15 protein-coding genes are annotated in these 18,349 nt (G+C 38.4%); 7 read left to right on the top strand and 8 right to left on the bottom strand.

The window, feature by feature from the left end; translation table 11 throughout:
- Positions 1 to 83 precede the first annotated feature (83 nt).
- Together BWI92_RS04850 and BWI92_RS04845 are read right to left on the bottom strand one after the other, a co-directional pair.
- Positions 84 to 2,255, bottom strand: coding sequence for a 3-hydroxyacyl-CoA dehydrogenase NAD-binding domain-containing protein (locus tag BWI92_RS04850; protein ID WP_409024743.1), 2,172 nt, complete (start codon positions 2,253 to 2,255; stop codon positions 84 to 86).
- 43 nt (positions 2,256 to 2,298) lie between these two features.
- Entirely contained in the window at positions 2,299 to 3,504 is a 1,206-nt protein-coding gene (locus BWI92_RS04845) for an acetyl-CoA C-acetyltransferase (protein WP_095160995.1), read from the bottom strand.
- 343 nt (positions 3,505 to 3,847) lie between these two features.
- Between BWI92_RS04845 and BWI92_RS04840 the strand changes: the two genes are divergently transcribed.
- Positions 3,848 to 4,210, top strand: a complete 363-nt coding sequence (locus BWI92_RS04840) for a hypothetical protein (RefSeq protein WP_095160994.1) — start codon at positions 3,848 to 3,850, stop codon at positions 4,208 to 4,210.
- Between the two features lie 282 nt (positions 4,211 to 4,492).
- On the opposite strand, the gene BWI92_RS04835 is transcribed toward BWI92_RS04840, so the two are convergent.
- Positions 4,493 to 5,218, bottom strand: a complete 726-nt coding sequence (locus BWI92_RS04835) for a pyridoxine 5'-phosphate synthase (RefSeq protein ID WP_095160993.1) — start codon at positions 5,216 to 5,218, stop codon at positions 4,493 to 4,495.
- A 352-nt stretch (positions 5,219 to 5,570) separates the two neighbouring features.
- Here BWI92_RS04835 and BWI92_RS04830 point away from each other — a divergent pair, with 352 nt between their 5' ends.
- The 6 genes from BWI92_RS04830 (at position 5,571) to BWI92_RS04805 (ending at position 12,537) form a co-directional block, all read left to right on the top strand.
- On the top strand, positions 5,571 to 6,020 hold the full coding sequence (locus tag BWI92_RS04830; RefSeq protein ID WP_095160992.1) for a GatB/YqeY domain-containing protein: 450 nt from the start codon (positions 5,571 to 5,573) through the stop codon (positions 6,018 to 6,020).
- Between the two features lie 71 nt (positions 6,021 to 6,091).
- Entirely contained in the window at positions 6,092 to 6,616 is a 525-nt protein-coding gene (locus tag BWI92_RS04825) for a CvpA family protein (RefSeq protein ID WP_166576923.1), read from the top strand.
- 605 nt (positions 6,617 to 7,221) lie between these two features.
- Complete coding sequence (gene rlmN / locus BWI92_RS04820; protein ID WP_095160990.1) at positions 7,222 to 8,283, top strand: 23S rRNA (adenine(2503)-C(2))-methyltransferase RlmN; 1,062 nt, start codon at positions 7,222 to 7,224, stop codon at positions 8,281 to 8,283.
- 120 nt (positions 8,284 to 8,403) lie between these two features.
- Complete coding sequence (locus tag BWI92_RS04815; RefSeq protein ID WP_229362696.1) at positions 8,404 to 9,495, top strand: acyl-CoA desaturase; 1,092 nt, start codon at positions 8,404 to 8,406, stop codon at positions 9,493 to 9,495.
- 251 nt (positions 9,496 to 9,746) lie between these two features.
- Positions 9,747 to 11,150 (top strand): DUF3500 domain-containing protein, encoded by a 1,404-nt coding sequence (locus BWI92_RS04810; protein ID WP_095160989.1) that lies wholly within the window; start codon positions 9,747 to 9,749, stop codon positions 11,148 to 11,150.
- 283 nt (positions 11,151 to 11,433) lie between these two features.
- Entirely contained in the window at positions 11,434 to 12,537 is a 1,104-nt protein-coding gene (locus BWI92_RS04805) for a HupE/UreJ family protein (protein ID WP_095160988.1), read from the top strand.
- 68 nt (positions 12,538 to 12,605) lie between these two features.
- On the opposite strand, the gene BWI92_RS04800 is transcribed toward BWI92_RS04805, so the two are convergent.
- From BWI92_RS04800 to BWI92_RS04780, 5 genes are all read right to left on the bottom strand, one after another.
- Positions 12,606 to 13,625 (bottom strand): GTP-binding protein, encoded by a 1,020-nt coding sequence (locus BWI92_RS04800; RefSeq protein WP_095160987.1) that lies wholly within the window; start codon positions 13,623 to 13,625, stop codon positions 12,606 to 12,608.
- 180 nt (positions 13,626 to 13,805) lie between these two features.
- Positions 13,806 to 14,261: an SsrA-binding protein SmpB gene (smpB, locus tag BWI92_RS04795; RefSeq protein ID WP_095160986.1), complete on the bottom strand. Its 456-nt coding sequence runs from the start codon at positions 14,259 to 14,261 to the stop codon at positions 13,806 to 13,808.
- 334 nt (positions 14,262 to 14,595) lie between these two features.
- On the bottom strand, positions 14,596 to 15,198 hold the full coding sequence (locus tag BWI92_RS04790) for an OmpH family outer membrane protein (RefSeq protein ID WP_095160985.1): 603 nt from the start codon (positions 15,196 to 15,198) through the stop codon (positions 14,596 to 14,598).
- Between the two features lie 237 nt (positions 15,199 to 15,435).
- Positions 15,436 to 15,807 carry a hypothetical protein gene (locus BWI92_RS04785; protein ID WP_095160984.1) on the bottom strand — a complete coding sequence of 124 codons (372 nt, stop codon included), beginning with the start codon at positions 15,805 to 15,807 and terminating at the stop codon, positions 15,436 to 15,438.
- 56 nt (positions 15,808 to 15,863) lie between these two features.
- Positions 15,864 to 18,305 carry a penicillin acylase family protein gene (locus tag BWI92_RS04780; protein ID WP_095160983.1) on the bottom strand — a complete coding sequence of 814 codons (2,442 nt, stop codon included), beginning with the start codon at positions 18,303 to 18,305 and terminating at the stop codon, positions 15,864 to 15,866.
- Positions 18,306 to 18,349 lie beyond the last annotated feature (44 nt).

Here is an 18,349-nt window from a genome sequence, read left to right as displayed (position 1 = left end):
CAAGGTAAAAAAAGTTTATCTAATATAGAGACTTGAAATGCCGTTCTTTACGAATGTCGTGTTCAATTATCTCTAGTGAGAAATCAATAAAATCCTTTATTTGCTTTAGCCATTTCACGAAGCTGGGTGGTTGGTCTAAAACGCTCACCGTAAGTATCGGCTAATCTATCACATTCTTTCACAAAATCCACAATTCCCACTGTATCCACAAAAGAAAGTGTTCCTCCCAAATAAGCAGGAAATCCCCAAGCAAAAATAGACCCTAAATCAGCGTCGAGTGGTGTTCTAAGAACTCCCTCTTCAAAACACTTTACGGTTTCGAGGACTTGACGATAAAAAAGTCGCTGTTTGATGTCTTCGGCAGAAGGTTGTACTGAATTTAAGGGAAATAATTGAGATAATCCTTCCCAAAGATACTTTTTCTTTCCTGTAGATGGGTCAGGGTATTCATAAAAACCTGCTTTGGCTTTTTTACCTAAGCGTCCCATTTCTGTAAACTGCTTACTGATTAGATACGCCGTATCATCTGGCGACAATACACCAGCTTGGACAGATTCGTGCGAAATTTTGTAAGCCAAATCTAACGCAACCTCATCTGAAACTGCCAATGGGCCGACAGGAAAGCCTATTTGTTTGGCTACATTTTCGATAACTACAGGATTTACGCCATCTCTCAACAATTCTAATCCTTCGGCAGTATAAGTGCTAAATACCCTCGAAGTATAAAAACCTCTAGAGTCATTTACGACAATTGGTGTCTTGCGGATTTTCTTGACATAATCCATTGCCATGGCGAGCGCATAATCGCTAGTTTGTTTGCCAACGATAATTTCTACCAATTGCATTTTATCTACAGGTGAAAAGAAGTGAATACCTATAAAATTCTCTTGCTTTTGAGTCGCTTTTGCCAGTTCTGTAATAGGAAGAGTGGAAGTATTTGAAGCAAATACGCCATCTTCTCGTAAGAACTTTTCTGCCTCTTGTGTAACATTGGCCTTGAGGCTTGGGTTTTCAAACACCGCCTCAATAATCAAATCTACGTCTTGAAGTGATTCGTAAATATCAGTAGTTTGAATAAGTGCTAAAATTTGTTCGGCTTTCTCAGCAGTCATTTTACCACGCTCAATACCTTTTTGTAATAATTTACGGGAATAATCCTTACCCTTTTCCGCATTTTCTAGTGAAGTATCTTTCAATACAACTTTCAAACCTGCCTGTGCAGATACGTACGCAATGCCCGCGCCCATCATACCCGCACCTAATATCCCAATACTGTTGATTTGTGTTGCTGGGACATTTTTGGGTCTTCCTGCGCCTTTATTTACTTCATTCAGACCGAAAAAGGTCGTTCTGATAAGATTTTTGGCGACAGAAGAGTTGGCTACTTTTACAAAATGACGAGCTTCTATCACAATGCCACGGTCAATATTGACCAGCAAGCCTTCATATACACATGACATAATTTCGATAGGGGCAGGATAATTCCCTTGAGTTTTGGCGAGAGTCATGGCAGTACCGCCCATCATCAATTGGACACCTTTAGGCGTTAAGACATTTCCTCCAGGTACTTTGAAGTTTTCTCTGGCCTTAATTTTACCCGTTTTTTTATCCACTTCATCCCAAGGCTGTACCGCAATTGGATGTGCTTCTATCCATTCTACAGCCTTCTGAAACATTTCTTCAGGCGAATCAGCTAATTGGTCGACCATACCAAAAGCCAAAGCATCTTTTGGAGAAACTCTTTTTCCTTCGAGCAATAGCGGTGCTGCGGCTTCCATTCCAATCATACGTGGGAGACGCTGTGTGCCGCCTCCACCTGGCAACAAGCCAATGGTTACTTCTGGCAAACCAATGATAGATTTAGGATTGTTGAGGGCTACTCGATGATGACAAGCCAAACAAACCTCATAGCCTCCGCCTAATGCCGTACCATTCATGGCTGCCACAATAGGCTTACCGTTGGTTTCCATTTTTCGGAAAATGGTATTCAGACTCATCGAAAGCTTGAAAAGTTCTTCGGGAGCTCGCCCATTATTTTGAAGAATCATTTTCAAATCAGCTCCTGCAATAAACTCAGGTCGTTCTGAGGTCAGAATAATTCCTTTAACATCAGGATTAGTATAGACTTTTTCAAGTGCCTCAGACAATGCAGGAATAGATTCATTGTTGAGCACATTCATAGGCTGATTAGCGATATTGATACCTAGTACAGCTATATTGTTTTGGATATTGATAGTAATCATTTGTGTCGTCATTAAATAGAAGTTGAATCATCATTTAAGCACTGTGGAGCAAATCCTAAATACGCTCAATAACGGTGGCGATTCCCATACCTCCTCCAATACATAAACTGGCAAGTCCAGTGCCTTTGCCTGTGCGTTCTAATTCATCGAGTAATGTCATCAAAATAATTGCCCCTGTAGCACCAAGTGGATGCCCCAAAGCAATAGCTCCACCGTTTACATTAACCTTGCTATGATCAACTCCCAAAACGTCCATAAATAGCATAGGAATGGCCGCAAATGCCTCATTAATCTCAAATAAGTCTATATCCTGAATGTTCATCCCATTGCGTTTGAGCACTTTTTGCGTCGCGGGTATCGGACCTGTCAGCATAATGGTAGGCTCTGAGCCACAAACCCCAAAAGCTGAAATCTTTGCTCTTGGCTTCAAACCCAATTTTTCTCCAATAGCTTTATTTCCTATCAATATTCCTGCTGAACCATCCACAATTTGTGAGGAGTTTCCTGCATGATGAACGTGGTTGATTTCGTTAAGTTCTGGATATTTCATCAATGCTAACTGGTCGAGTCCCATTTGTCCCATCATTTCGAAAGAAGGGCGCAATTTGGCCAAACCTTCTACGGTGGTGTCGGGTCGCATACCTTCATCGTAGTTGAGCACCTCAATACCGATTTCATCTTTTACCCCAAACATCGAATGACTAAAGCGTCCATCTGCATGAGCTACTGCTGCGCGTTGTTGTGATATTACTGCAAATTGGTCAACTGCCTGACGTGAATAACCATATTTGGTGGCAATCAAATCTGCAGAGATACCTTGAGGAACAAATTTGTGGGTTGCGATAAGTTGTGGATTCATCATCATAGCGCCACCATCGGCACCCATAGCCACACGCGACATCGACTCTATACCTCCTGCAACGATCAATTCTTGTTGACCCGACATGATATAAGCCGCCGCCATATTAACGGCCTCTAAGCCAGAAGAACAAAAGCGGTTGATTTGTACACCTGCGACCGACTGTGGATAACCCGCTGCCAAAACTGCTGTGCGAGCAATATCTGCACCTTGTTCACCAATAGGCGTTACACAACCCATAATTACATCATCGACCAATGAAGTATCGAGTTGGTTGCGGTCACGGAGTTGCTCTAATACTTGTTGGGCTAATTGTACAGGTTGGATATCGTGTAGTGAGCCATCAGATTTACCTCTTCCACGAGGGGTGCGAACGGCATCGTAGATATAAGCTTCGTTCATAGTTAAACGCTAGTTTTTGATGATTTGAATACCAGAGAAGAAAAACTATTTTAAAATTACATAAAAAGTATGCTTGCATAATATTTTTATGTAATTTTTTTTAATAATAAATTTAGTTTTGTAGAGAATTTGGTATCTTGTTTGTGAAAAATCTTCTATGGAGATTTATACATCGAAGAGTGTCATAAGAAGTATTTTTCCCTCGACAATTATGCGTGAGCATAGCGATAAAAAGCATTCGGCTGGAAAAAATAAAATTTATATTCTTGTTAAATCTTTGAAAATGAATTGATAGTATGAGTTTTCTTTCCCAAATTCCTTAATCAACTCAAACATTTTAACCATGCATCATTTACTTATCGCTTCACTGCTTTCGGTGGGACAGCCTACAGCTCAGTCATCTGACATCACTATTCCTCAGACTATTTCAGTACAGGCCGACTCATTGAGCTTCAAAGACTACTTTGGGAATTATAAAATGCAAGCCAATGATCAGATTCCTAAAATCAAGATTTATTATAAAAATGGCTCATTGGTGGCTTTGGCAGGAGATTATCCTGAAACTAAATTGAGCAAAAAACAAGATGATGAATTTGAGGAAGCGAATTACGGAGCTGCTGTATTTTTTATCAGAAAAGATGGGCTCGTTGTTGGAATAAAAGTAGTCGTACAAGGACAAGAAATGCTTGGCGATAAGGAGATATAAAAAAACTTCTGACAAGACAGAACACTATCGTCCAAAGCCGCCACTTTGTACAATGAGTTTGTTTAGTTTGTCAGAAGTTGTATCAATTTTAATTACCCTTTACTCAGCCGCCACTAAGTAAGTTGGTCCAATACATTTGTGATTAGTTATTTAGTAATTACAAATTTATCTGTCGTGACATATATTGACAAAAGTCAATGGATGAAATATGTATTTATTTGACAGTTGCCGAAAATTAATGTTAAATGAAAATGGTGTCAGTTGAATTCTGACACCATCTTTTTAATCTACCGCCTTTGTCTCTCTTAGATACAATTGTACCGTATTTTCGAGTCCATAATAGAGCGCATCGCATACTAATGCATGACCAATAGACACTTCTAAAAGGTTAGGAATATTTTGTTGGAAGTAGCGAAGGTTTTCCAAACTCAAGTCATGTCCAGCATTGATGCCCAGTCCTAATTGATTCGCCACTTTGGCAGCACTGATAAAATCTTTAATCGCAGCTTCACGGTTTTGTAGGTAATGTTCAGCATAAGGCTCGGTATAAAGCTCAATGCGGTCTGTACCTGTTTCTTTGGCTCCTTCAACCATACGCTCGTCGGCATCCACAAAAATTGATGTACGAATACCTGCTTCCTTAAACATCGCAATTAAATCTTGCAAGCGACTTTTATGCGTAATGGTATCCCATCCTGCATTTGATGTAATAGCGCCAAGCGCATCAGGCACAAGGGTTACTTGCGTGGGTTTGGTAGCTAATACCAACTCTACAAACTTGCCTTCGGTAGGGTTACCTTCGATATTGAACTCGGTGGTGACGATTTCTTTCAAATCATATACATCCTGATAACGAATATGGCGCTCGTCAGGACGAGGGTGTACTGTAATACCTTCTGCACCAAAGCGCTCGCAGTCCATAGCGACTTTAACCACATTAGGATTGTTGCCACCTCTTGAGTTACGAATGGTAGCAATCTTGTTGATATTTACACTAAGTTTAGTCATAGTATTCAAAAGCAATGCTCGACAAAAGTGCTCGAATGTCGAGAGTAATGGTGAATGATTGAATAGTTTTGTATTTTTGTAAAAACTGTACAAAATTTCTGTGAAGTTATAGCATAGCTCCTGTTATGGAAATGTTTTGCGGATGATTTTTGTTCAAAAGTAAGAAACAGTATTTTGGGTATCGGGTTTCAGCAATTGGTTTTCGGGTCAATGAGAGAAAGTTGATGATATGCCTTTGGCGGTAGGCTAAATGTTAAATAGTATTTCTTATGAAGTAATAGAAACTTTTTTTGCCTAATGCTCACAGTAAATACCCTTTTAATTTTAAAACAATTATTTATCAAATAGAACTATGTCACTAAAATCAAATATCGAAGGTGGTATCAAAGATGCCATGCGTGCCAAAGATCAAGATCGTTTGAGAGCGCTTCGTGCTATCAAATCTTTAATTTTATTAGAAGAAACTTCTGGTAACAGTACTGGCGAATTGACTACAGACGCTGAAATGAAAATCTTGACAAAAGCAGCCAAACAACGTAAGGACTCAATGGAAGTATTCGTGGCGCAAGGTCGTAGCGATTTGGCAGAAAAAGAACAAGCTGAGTTGACTGTCATTGAAGAGTTTTTGCCAAAACAATTAACAGAAGAAGAATTAAAAGCCAAATTGACTGAGATCATTGCTCGTGTAGGTGCTTCTGCTCCTTCAGATATGGGTAAAGTAATGGGTGTTGCTACCAAAGAATTAGCTGGATTAGCAGATGGCAAAGTTGTTTCTGCTACTGTTAAAGCACTTTTAGGATAATTTTCTTACATTTTTGACTGTTGATTTTGATAGATTTACTCAAAATCAACAGTTTTTCAACCTTCTATTCTGTGAAAGTCATTGATATTTTTATACTTCTTCCAATTCTGTGGGGAGCTTTTATTGGCTACCAACGAGGAATTATCATAGAAGTAATTTCTATATTGGCTTTTATCATTTCTGTCATTATTGGCTTCAAAACCCTAGGTGTTGCATCTGATTGGCTATCGCCTTACATGACCAGCAAGGTAACCGATAGGGTATTACCTTATGTTGGTTTTGGAGCAGTATTTTTCCCGATTGTTTATCTGATTAATAAATTGGGCTGGGTACTCCGCAAATCTATTAAAGCTACTGTATTGGGGCAATTTGATTCCTTAGTAGGTGCTTTGGTTGGTGGAATGACTTGGGCTTTTGGGATTAGTATCATTCTGTGGCTTGGCTCGGCGATTGGAGTGCAAATTCCTCCCAAAAACGAGAAAGGTCCTTACTATTTATTACCTATTGTAAAACCATTTGCTCCTTCAATTATTGAAAAAGCTGTGGATAAAGTTCCTACACAAATTAAGAGATTTAGCGAGCCACATAAATCATAAGATTGTTTTCCTCCAACCAACTCATAGAATATTATTAAATTGTAAAAAACTGTATAACAATTGTTTATAAGTTTTTACAAAAATACCATGAATCCATAAAATGCGATAAATCATTGTATTTAACTACCTCTCTGAATATCAATCCGATAAAAATTAGTCGTACCTTTGCAAAATCAATCACTTGTTTATTAAAACTAGACTATCCGAGGATAGTTGTAGCCACAAAAGATATGAGTTGTGCACAGCATTAAAAATTAGGGCTGTACGAAAGATTTCAAACTATTGCGGATTGAGGATTTCTGATTTCGGGAATAAAGTAAAACAACTCTGTTGTTGATAGAATATTAAGTAAAAAGTGGGTTGTAAGTAGGAAAACGTTATTAGTTAACAGTATATTGGTTATTTGAAAATATTCATAATCAAAAGATTATAGTCAAATTTTGCCTCAGATATACTATTAATTTAATCTTTCCTATTACTTACTTCCGAAATCAAAAAACTAAATCAATACCCTCTAGTATCTTTCGTGGAGTACTCATCAGAAATATTGAGAGTCCTAGAAAGTAGGCATATCGACTCATCTCGATTTAAGTATAAAGTTTATTATGGAAGTTGTAGTAGCTAACAAAAAAGATATTAGAAAGCTGAGCCTTAGCCAAATTAAAGAGTTTTTGGTAGAAAAGGGCGAGCAAGGATTTAGAGCCAAACAGGTATATGAGTGGCTTTGGAAAAAATCTGTACAAAGTTTTGACGAAATGACAAACCTCTCTAAAAAGATGAGAGAGGTTTTGGACGAAAATTTTGAAATTCGTGCCGTTACAGTAGCTGAAAAACAAGTATCTTCTGACAAAACGATTAAGTCTTCGTTTCAGTTATTTGACCAAAATTTGGTAGAAGGCGTACTAATTCCTGCCGATGACCGTATGACTGCTTGTGTATCCTCACAAGTAGGTTGCTCTTTAACGTGTAAGTTTTGCGCTACGGGTTATATGGATCGCAAGCGTAATCTTGACCCTGCCGAAATTTATGATCAAGTGGTGCGCATCCGTGACCAAGCAGAAGGGCATTATCAAACGCCATTGACCAATATTGTGTATATGGGTATGGGCGAGCCTTTATTGAATTATGCCAACGTATTGCAGTCAATCGAGCATATTACATCGCCAGAAGGCCTAGGAATGTCGCCCAAACGCATTACGGTATCGACAGCGGGTATTGCCAAAATGATAAAAAAATTAGGCGATGATGAAGTAAAATTCAACTTGGCATTGTCTTTACACGCTGCTAATGATGTGAAGCGTAATCAAATTATGCCAATCAATGAGAGCAATACATTAGAAGCCCTCAAAGAAGCATTGCAGTATTTTTACAAAAAAACAGGAAGTAGAATTACACTTGAATATATCGTTTTCTATCGTTTCAACGATACCTTAGAGGACGCAAAAGAACTTTGGCAATTTGCCAAACAGTTTCCTTGTAAGATTAACATTATTGAATATAATCCTATTGCGGAGGCCAACTATACTAACACTGATCCATTGACTTTGGAAAAATTTGCGAAGTTTTTAGACGAAAAAGGAATGGTTGTAAATGTGCGTCGCTCAAGAGGTAAAGATATTGATGCAGCTTGTGGGCAGTTAGCAGGTAAAAAAAAGGCTGAAAATTAATACATTTGTAATGCCAAGGATTTATGGCACATTTTTTAAAACAAAAAAATCAACAACTAGTTAATACTCAAAACTAACCCTATAATCTTTGAAGATAAAACTCTGTAAAGGGAATTAAAATTGATTATACAAGAAAACCATCTCAATGGAAAAAGTAAGTTTCAACAACAAGAACAGTGTTTTTTTAATGCATTACGCAAAAAAGTAAACGATTATTTTCAAGCTAACCAGATTAAGCCAACAGGTAATTACAAGTTGTATTTCAAATCAACGACCCTCCTTGCCAGTGCAGTTGCATTGTACTTGATTTTGGTGTTTTTTACACCTACTGCTTGGGTCTCTATTTTGCTTTCAGCTTTATTAGGGTTCAATATGGCTGCAATTGGATTCAACATCATGCATGATGGTGCTCATGGGAGCTTTTCAGAGCGTAAATGGGTAAATGAATTGATGGGGTATTCGTTGAATATGATTGGTGGAAGTGTGTACTTGTGGAAATTTAAACATAATTTCAATCACCACTCATTTACTAATATCGATGGGATGGACGATGATATTGATATTAAGCCTTGGATTCGTGTAAGTTCTACACAGGAAAAATATTGGTTTCACCGTTTTCAATACATCTATTGGGTGTTTTTGTATGGTTGGACATATTTGTTGTGGATTTACTGGCAAGATTTCCAAAAATACTTTACTGGAAAAGTAGGCGAAACAAAATTTAGAAAAATGGATACCAAAGAACATCTTATTTTCTGGATTACCAAAATCGGTTATGTAGCAGTTTTTGTAGCATTGCCTATTTACCGTTTAGGAATTGTAGATGCTATGATTGGTTATTTTGTTATTGCCTTTGTTTGTGGGTTTGTAAGTGCAGTAGTATTCCAATTGGCACACGTTGTAGAACACACAACATTTCCAATGCCAGATGAAGAAACTTCTAAGATTAATGTAGAATGGGCCATTCACCAAATCCAAACTACTGCCAATTTTGCTACTCGTAACAAAATTGTTTCATGGTTTACTGGAGGTCTTAATTTTCAGGTAGAACATCACCTTTTCCCGAAAATCAGTCATATCCATTATCCAAAAATCAACGAGTTGGTAAGAGAAACTTGTCAGCAATTTGGCATTGAATATCTTGAATATCCAAGTGTTTTAAGTGCCTTACGTTCGCATGTGATGTATTTGAAGCAAGTGGGAGTTGCATAAGTAATCGCGAATTATTGATGATTGAGCTTAACACTCAATCTTATGATATAAAGTCCATTGTGTCATTTTTGATGCAATGGACTTTTACTTATATAATGGTCTATGAAAATAAACATTTTGTCTTATAAAATCCTCTTTTGGGCGATTCGCCTACTGATTTTTCCTGTTCACTTTTAATCAACTATTTTTCAATAACGAACTCTCATATTCTCGAGTCACAGGTATGTAATCAATCAAAACCAATCAAGGATATGAAATTCAAAATCACTATTGCAATCGCAATTTTATTTGCCACATTGATAGCCTTTAGCTGTAAACAAGATGACTCTGTTGTTTCTTCTTCTGCTACGGCGTCTATTTCTACCTTAAACTGTTCTTCTACAACCTTTTCGGCTACCCCTGTAGCTGGTACTGCCTTTACGGGCACAGCTACTGTTCCTTACACTGGTGGTAATGGAGGTGCCTATGCTACTGGCACGGCGGTTGCATCGTCGGGAGTAACTGGTCTGACGGCCACGCTCGCAGCAGGAACATTGGCGTCTGGAACGGGTTCTGTAACCTTTGCTATTACAGGCACCCCTGCGACAAGTGGTACTGCTACTTTTGCCATTACTGTTGCAGGGCAATCATGTACTATCTCCATGACTGTCAATACTGCTAGCTCAGGCTCATCGAGTTCAAGCGGAACAGGTACTACTTGGTCTATAGATACAGACATTACCAATATCGTTTCGATGGCGGAGGCATTTAAAGCTACGCTTTCATCTACACAAATTACTTCGTTACAGGATACTTACAACAAAGCTCATGCTCAAAAATGGTCGAACCTTCCCGAAGGATTGTACCGTGGTCGCTCGGGTTTACAGACAAGTACTTTGAATACGGCACAGTGGACAGCTTTTTATAATTTATTAAAAGTAGCTACAAGTTCAGTAACCAATGAAGGTAATGCCGAATATTTAGGCATTCTGGCGGCGGATGACTACTTGAACTCGATTGGTGGAGGTTCAGATTATGGATCTGGCAACTACTATATTGCTTTTATAGGAACCCCAAGTACAACAGGCCTTTGGTGCTTGCAGATAGGTGGTCACCACGGAACCATTATTTATACCTATAATGGTGGAAAAATGACAGGTGGTACCCCTTCGTTTCGTTCTACCGAACCATTTCCTACTTACACATGGAAAACAGTCACATACAATCCCATGCAACAAGAACTAACTGCATTGGCTAATATGTTGAATGGGCTAAGTTCAACAGAATTAGCAACAGCGAAGCGTTCAGCGGCTCAGAATGATTTGATTTTGGGGCCTGCTCAAGATAACAAGTTTCCCACTACTAAAACTGGTATAAAAGTAGGAAACTTGACTGCTGCCAAGCAAGAGTTGGTATTAGCGGCTATCAAAACTTACACAGATGATTTGGATGACAAAGCTGCTGCTGCGGTTTACGCAAAATATAAAGCTGATATAGCAGATACCTATATTTCTTATTATGGAAATACCAGTTTGACCAATAGTGGCGACTACGTACTAATCGACGGCCCTAATGTATGGATTGAATTTTCGATGCAAGGAGGTATTATCGTTCGAAACGCTAATCATCCTCACTCTGTGTGGAGAGATAGAAAAGCTGATTATGGTAGCAACTAGGTGGTATTAATGCTGAATTGCGAGTGGTGAATTGTGAATGTAAATTTTTTTTAGTAATCAGTCATGAGGATTCGGTAACCATATTTCAATCATTTTCTGTAGAAACATTTTATAGTTTTAGACTAAATCTTAATGTGGGTAAAGTGGATAAGATTTTGCCCACATACGTAAGCTCAAAACTCTACATTTCAAAATCGCCACTCGTACTTATGTCGTCCGTTAAACTTAAATCTATATATCTTCTTTTGTTTTTTTAGGAAGTTTTCAACTTTTTAGTCACCCTATGCCAAGTTCGATGGTGGTGCTGAAAGTACATGAAAAAAGTATTTCAGGAGAAATACAATTACCTTTAGGTGAGCTCCAATCTGCCATAGGAATGAGTGTAAATGACAATTCTGAACATTTGGTTGAGCGCCTTGGGGATACGCTTCGTCATTACTTGATGGCGCATATTCGCCCAAAGAGTTTTGATGGCAAGGCTTGGGCAGTTACATTAGGGAAAATGTGGGTAACTGAGGAAAAAACAAATCGTGCCACGGGCGACTATAAAGAGCTGATCGTTGAGTTTATGATAACGCCACCATTGAATTATGATTTACGTAATTTTTACTTTGATTATGATGTAATCTTGCATCAAGTAGCTAGTCATCAAATTTTGGTAAATATCAAAGAAGACTGGCAACAAGGTTTGGTTTCGGAGGATTCAACTTTACAACAAATTGGGGTAATTGCGCTGGACACTCAAACGGGTAAGATTCCCGTTTTTCAAGTCAGTCTACAGGAGGGAAGTGTCTGGCAAGGATTCAAAAATATGGTAGTATTAGGAATCGACCATATCGCAGAAGGTACCGATCATATTTTGTTTATTTTGACCTTGCTTTTGCCAGCCATGCTTGTGGTGGAAGATAAAAAATGGAGTACCTACAAAGGGCTCAAGCCAAGCTTATTGTCCTTGCTTAAAATAGTAACAGCCTTTACCATTGGACATTCGTTAACCTTACTGTTGGGTGCTTCTCAATGGCTGAATTTACCCGTAAAGCCTATTGAAGTCTGTATTGCTATCACAATTTTGATTTCTTCAATACATGCTTTCAAACCTATTTACCCTAAAAAAGAAGTCTTAATTGCAGGAGGTTTTGGGTTAATTCATGGAATGGCTTTTGCCGAAACCTTGACTAATTTGGAGCTCTCTGTCAAGCAAATGATTTTGAGCATTTTAGGTTTTAATATAGGAATCGAACTAATGCAGCTATGTATTATTTTGGTGATATTTCCTTTATTGATTTTACTTTCTCAAACTCGATACTACACCATTTTTCGCCAAATTGGGGCAGTGTTAATGATTATCATGGCAATGGTTTGGATAGTTGAGAGAATGGGTGAATAGTATTTTCTAGTAGCAGGAGCTTTACCTCGCTACTAGAAATAAGAGTTTTTAGACAAGAACATTCATTCTTACACAATACACTCCTGAATTTGGAGCTGTAATGCTTTCCAATCGAGTGGCTCAGATGAAATGAGTTCCAAACGACTATCTCTTCTGTAGGCCAAATAATGGCTTGTTGGCATTCCTTCTACACAATTGTATAAATACCAATCTTCTCCCGTTCGTAAAATTCCTTTAGCTCGGTGGATTTTACTGTCAAAATACCAGCGTACAATCAACATATTGAGCTTGTTGAGGTCGAATACTTCTTTATGAGAAAAAATCCAACCGCATGAATAACTTCCCAAGCCTTTGTTGGGCTTCATGAGGGGTTTTCCTACTCTTGGAACTTGCTGAAATAAAACTGATTGGGTCGTATGATTTTCTACTGGCGACTCATGTTGCAAATGTTCATTTGGGAATTGAGGTAAACGATTTTCATCAATTCCTAAACTTAACCATTCGGGTTTTAAACGTCCTTGCTCAATCCTATCTATAACTAATTTAGGTGGATATAACTCTTCTGCATATTCCCAAAAAAACTCAAGTTCTTCCTCTGTACACAAATCGGTTTTGTTGGCTACCAACACATCTGCCAGCGAAATCTGATCGAGATAAGTACCGTCGGTTTGATAACGCTCACGACTCAGTTGCGCTGGATTCAGGATACAAATGGTGGTATCAACGTAAATATCATTTGAAAAGGCACGACTGCGCAACAAATCCAAAATGCTGGCAGGATGTCCCATACCTGTTGGTTCAATCAAAATACGATTGGGACGCAAACGCGTCAGCATCATTTGAAGCGAAAAGTGCATATTTTGTGCTGCCGAGCAACAAATACAACCTCCTTCTACTTCCATGACTTGCAATTCCTTGTCGCCTTCGGATGCCAACGTAAGGTGGTCGATAGACACTTCGCCAAAGTCATTGACTAATACAGCCCATTTTTCGTCTTCTGGCTTTTCTCTGAGCAGATTGACGATAGCAGTGGTTTTCCCAACTCCCAAATAGCCAGTAATCAAGTTGACTGGTATTCTCTCCAACATAATTTTATCTTTTTACTGAAACGTACGCTTTAATCGTGAATGATTTCAAACTATTGCGGATTGGGGATTTCTGATTTCGGAAATAAAGTAAAATACCTTTATTTTTTACAGAAAATAGAAGCTTACACTCCCGAAATCCAACATCAGATATCCGAAATAGATCAATACAGATTCCCTCAATTATTCTCGTTCCATGTTGCGTTTTACATCTTTTTCCTTGATGGTTTCACGCTTATCGTACAGTTTTTTACCTTTTGCTAAAGCGATTTCAACCTTAGCAAAACCTCTATCCGAAATATACATGCGCGTAGGAACCATCGTTAAGCCTTGGTCTTTTAGTTTGTTTTGTAACTTTCCTAACTCACGTTTGGTCAACAACAATTTTCTATCGCGAAGAGGTTCGTGATTATAGTGAGTACCTTCGCTATATTTCGAAATATTCATCTGACGGATGAATAGCTCTTCATTCAAAAACACGCAATAGGCGTCTGTTAGGTTTACTTTTCCTTGACGAATAGATTTGATTTCGGTTCCCATGAGCATAATTCCAGCTGTATAGGTTTCTAGGAAAAAGTATTCAAAAGAAGCTCTTTTGTTTTTGATATTAATACTTTTTTCAATTTTCTCTTTTCCCATTTTATTAATTGTGATTGTGTGAATTATGAATGAGAGATTGGCACTGTACGAAAGATGATAAAAACTGTTTATTTCGGATATCTGATGTTGGATTTCGGAAGTATAATCTTCTATATTTTGCAAAAAACAAAGGTATTTTACGTTATTTCCGAAATCAGAAATCCCAAATCTGCAATAGTTTGAAATCATTCGTACAGCCCTAATGAGAGATGTATCTCATTCATTTCAATTTCATAAATAGTTTTTTGCTCTAGTTATGACAAAAAAAGCCATACAGTTTATGGCTGTATGGCTTTATGAGCAAAAGACTTATAGCTAAGTCGGGCAGATAAGATTATTTCTTAGCAGCACCTTTTTTCTCAGCGTATTCTTTGTTAAGACCGTCGATAATTTGCTGTGTTACATCTACTGCGTTGTCAGCATATAGAATACCACCACCATTTGAACTATAACCTAAAACAAACTCGTATTTGTTCTCAGCATTGTGCTTTTTGATATACTCACGAATGTTTGAGTAAAGTTCTTCTTGTTTTTTAGCTTGCTCTTGAGCCAAAGCAGCTTGCTTTTGTTGGCTGTATTGTTGCAATTCGCCAGCTTTCTTTCTCAACATCATGTCTGCTGCTTGCAATTCTGCTTGAGTCATTGCTTGAGCACGTTGTTGGATTGCAGCGCCTTCAGTTTGAAGAGCACGCTCACGTTGACCTAAATCAACTTGCAAACGGTAACCTTTGTTTTCAAATTCTTTTTGAGCGTCTTTGTAAAATTGATAGTTCGTCAATAAAGAATCTGTATTTACAAAAACTACTTTTTTTCCGTCAACTGAGATTGCAGCAGAAGATGAAGAAGCTGTACTTGCTTTTTCTTCGCCTTTGTTACAAGAGAATAAAGTTGTTGCAATTGCCAAACCTCCACACAAAATTAGGGATAATTTTTTCATTTTTAAATTGTTAATAGTATTGATAAATCAGATGATACTGGTTAAAAAATGTTCGCAAAGATAGTTTTTTTTAGGAATTATCCATCGTTTTCTCACTGTTACTCAGCATAGTATTGGTGTGGGTGACTGCCTATCTATCTGATGCTAATCTTTGACAAGATAATCATTCTTGACCCAAAAATGCAAATTGAGGTTTGGTAATAGCTACTTTTAGAAGTATAAGGGGGAATTCTACCCTTATTTCTTGATTAATTGTCTTATTTGAAAACCACTGAGTGCTCCGAGTCCTCCGATTAATCCTCCTACGACAAGGGTCACCACAAATAGGGCAACAGCGCTGCCACCTAAGGGTAAAACGCCTGCAATTTTAGTCGTCAGAATGCCTTCGCTTCGCCAATGGCTCCAAAAGGCTAGTGCTAGCCACACAAGTATATTGATGAATGCACCTATTCGAAAAGCTCCTCCCGCCGAGCTTGCTAACAAAAATGCAGCTATAGCACTTGCCAAAGCCATAGACCACCACGGTAATAGATACTGAAATAAGATGGCTAATGCCAATAAGAGTCCTGTAAAAGGGCTGAATATGCTGTTATTTGAGGATGTGCTCATTTTCTTTCTACTATTTTGAATAAAACACCGTAAAATGACATGAATAGGTAATCTGATTATTTCTTTTTCAAGACCAAGGTTTGCTTGATTCTTTCACTCTTTTCTTCCTTGTTTTGTAAGAAAAGTAAAGAGTTCAATTCTCCCTTACGCCAAGTTTCGACCATATCATCATAATGTGGACTTCCCGGATTACCTGATTGTCCGCCAGGGAATACACCATATCCTTTTACGGATTTGTCTTTGCCTAACTGTACAATCATACGCCAAGATGGTCCAGTACGACCCGTTGTAGCATTGACTATTCCACTTCCACCGCCGATTTTAACGTCCATTTTACTCAAAGCATCTAAGCCTGGAATCAAGTGTTTGATGTCTGTTGATTTATATTTTTCCCAAGCCCAAGCTGTTCCTATTGGTGCATTTTGCCATTTGGTCAAACTGTCAATTGTTGCATTGAGTGTTACATTGGCTAATTCTTCGATGGTTTCTTTCTTATCTTTTGTTCTAAGGTCATCGAACCATGCGGCATTAGGTTGCTTCAAAATCAATTGTAGCGTACGTGCGTGCGATGGCGATTTCATGGGAATGTTTTTGTCGTAGCCAAAGTCATCTTCCCAGATAGCATTGTTCAATAAATCTACCCAGACAGTAAATATGGTTGGACCTATTTCATCAGGGTTATTATATTTGTTCCAAAGTTGCAAGACACGCAATGCTGCCATTTGCTTTTGGGTAGGTTTTTTCACAAAACTCAACATCGTTGGCAACCAGTCTTCTGCTTTGAGGTTATAATTATCATTTTGTAATTCTCTCAGGCTATCCACTATGGCCTTATTCATCGTTTGCAAACGAGTATTGATACGGCGTCCACGTTCGGCAGGAGCAAACTCCCAGTTGATATAATAAGGATATTTAGGATCAGTCGAAGATTGGTTTGCAGAGCTCACAAAACCACGTTTAGGATTTTTCACATGCGGGTTATGCAACTGAGGAATAAATCCTTGCCAATCTGCCGCAGGGTTAGTGCCATCCAAAATATATTTACCTTGCTCACGAGCCTTTAACGGGAATTTTCCATTGACCCACAAGGCAATATCGTTTTGATTACTAGCAAAAATAAAGTTTTGGGCAGGAGCCGAATAATATCCTAATGCTTTTACATATTCATCATAATTTTTGGCTCGGTTCAAATGATAAAAAGTACTCAATTCTTGTGATTTTTCATGAGCAATCCAACGCAAGGCGTGCCCAGTTGGGATATTGTCCCGAATAGGCTTTTCGTTATCCAAATACACAACAGGACCATGGTGTGTATAAAGAACGGTATCCACGACTGTTTTTCCACCCTTTACGGTATAGGTTTCTATACGTTTTTGTATTTTTTTCCATTGGTTATCGTGCCAATATTCTTCTTTTTTAGCATCCTTAAATTTTACTTGATACCAGTCTACCACATCTGCGCCCACATTGGTTACGCCCCAAGCAATATCGTTGTTGAAACCAATGATTACATTGGGCGTTCCTGGCATAGTAGAGCCATAGACATTTACCCCTGGGGCAGTCAACTGAACTTGATACCAAATAGAAGGCAAACTCAGGGTTAGGTGAGGGTCATTAGATAAAATCGGTAAGCCTGTCACAGATTTTTCGCCACCCACAGCCCAGTTGTTGGAGCCGATTCCCTTATCACGCTCTTCAGCAACTTTGTTACTTCCAATTCCGATAAAATCAACAGGAGCTTTGGGTAATGGGATAGGCTTAAAATCTAAAGGGGTTCCTTCTGGAATAATGGGGCTTTCTTTGAAAGGATAATTAGGAAAAAGCTCTTCAGCTACGGCTTTACCATATTTTCCTAAAATATTTGTCATGCGCAAATCGTCTGTACCAGAAGCAAGTACAAATGACATATTTTTGAGAAACAAAGCACTTTTGATAGGTGTCCAAGGTTCTGGAGCATAACCCAGTAATTTATATTCAACAGGGTAATCTCTTGGTTTGAGTTGTGTAATATAGGCGTTGATTCCATCAGAATAAGCTTCAAGTGCAACTTTTCCTTTAGGGTCTTCCATCATTCCTTCAAAAGATTTTTCTGCGCCAAAAACTGACCCCATTCTTCGTTGATAGCGGTCTTGTTCGAGGGCTTTTTCGCCTACAATTTCTGTTAGACGACCTGCGGCAAAATGCGTCTGAAATTCCATCTGCCAAAGACGGTCTTTGGCTGTTACATAGCCTTGGGCAAGATATAAATCATGGTCATTTTGTGCAAAAATATGTGGTACGCCAGTTTCATCGTATTCTACGGTAACTTCATCTTGTAAGCCTGAGATATTTAAGACTTGAGGTTCAGGTTTAGAAGAAATAGCCTCTGCATTTGTCCAAAAGCCAGTGAAGGGACTTAGAAAATTTCCCATAGGAGGAACATTTCCCCAACCACGATTCAAGGCATAACAAAGACCTACAGTGATACCGACGGTAACAAGAGTTTTAACAACTTTCATTGGGTGCTTGCGTTTTAGTTTGGTGAATCGGTAAGTTTACAGTG

The organism is Flectobacillus sp. BAB-3569 (assembly GCF_002270355.1).
Lineage (GTDB): Bacteria > Bacteroidota > Bacteroidia > Cytophagales > Spirosomataceae > Flectobacillus > Flectobacillus roseus.
This window is presented reverse-complemented; position numbering and strand designations above follow the sequence as displayed.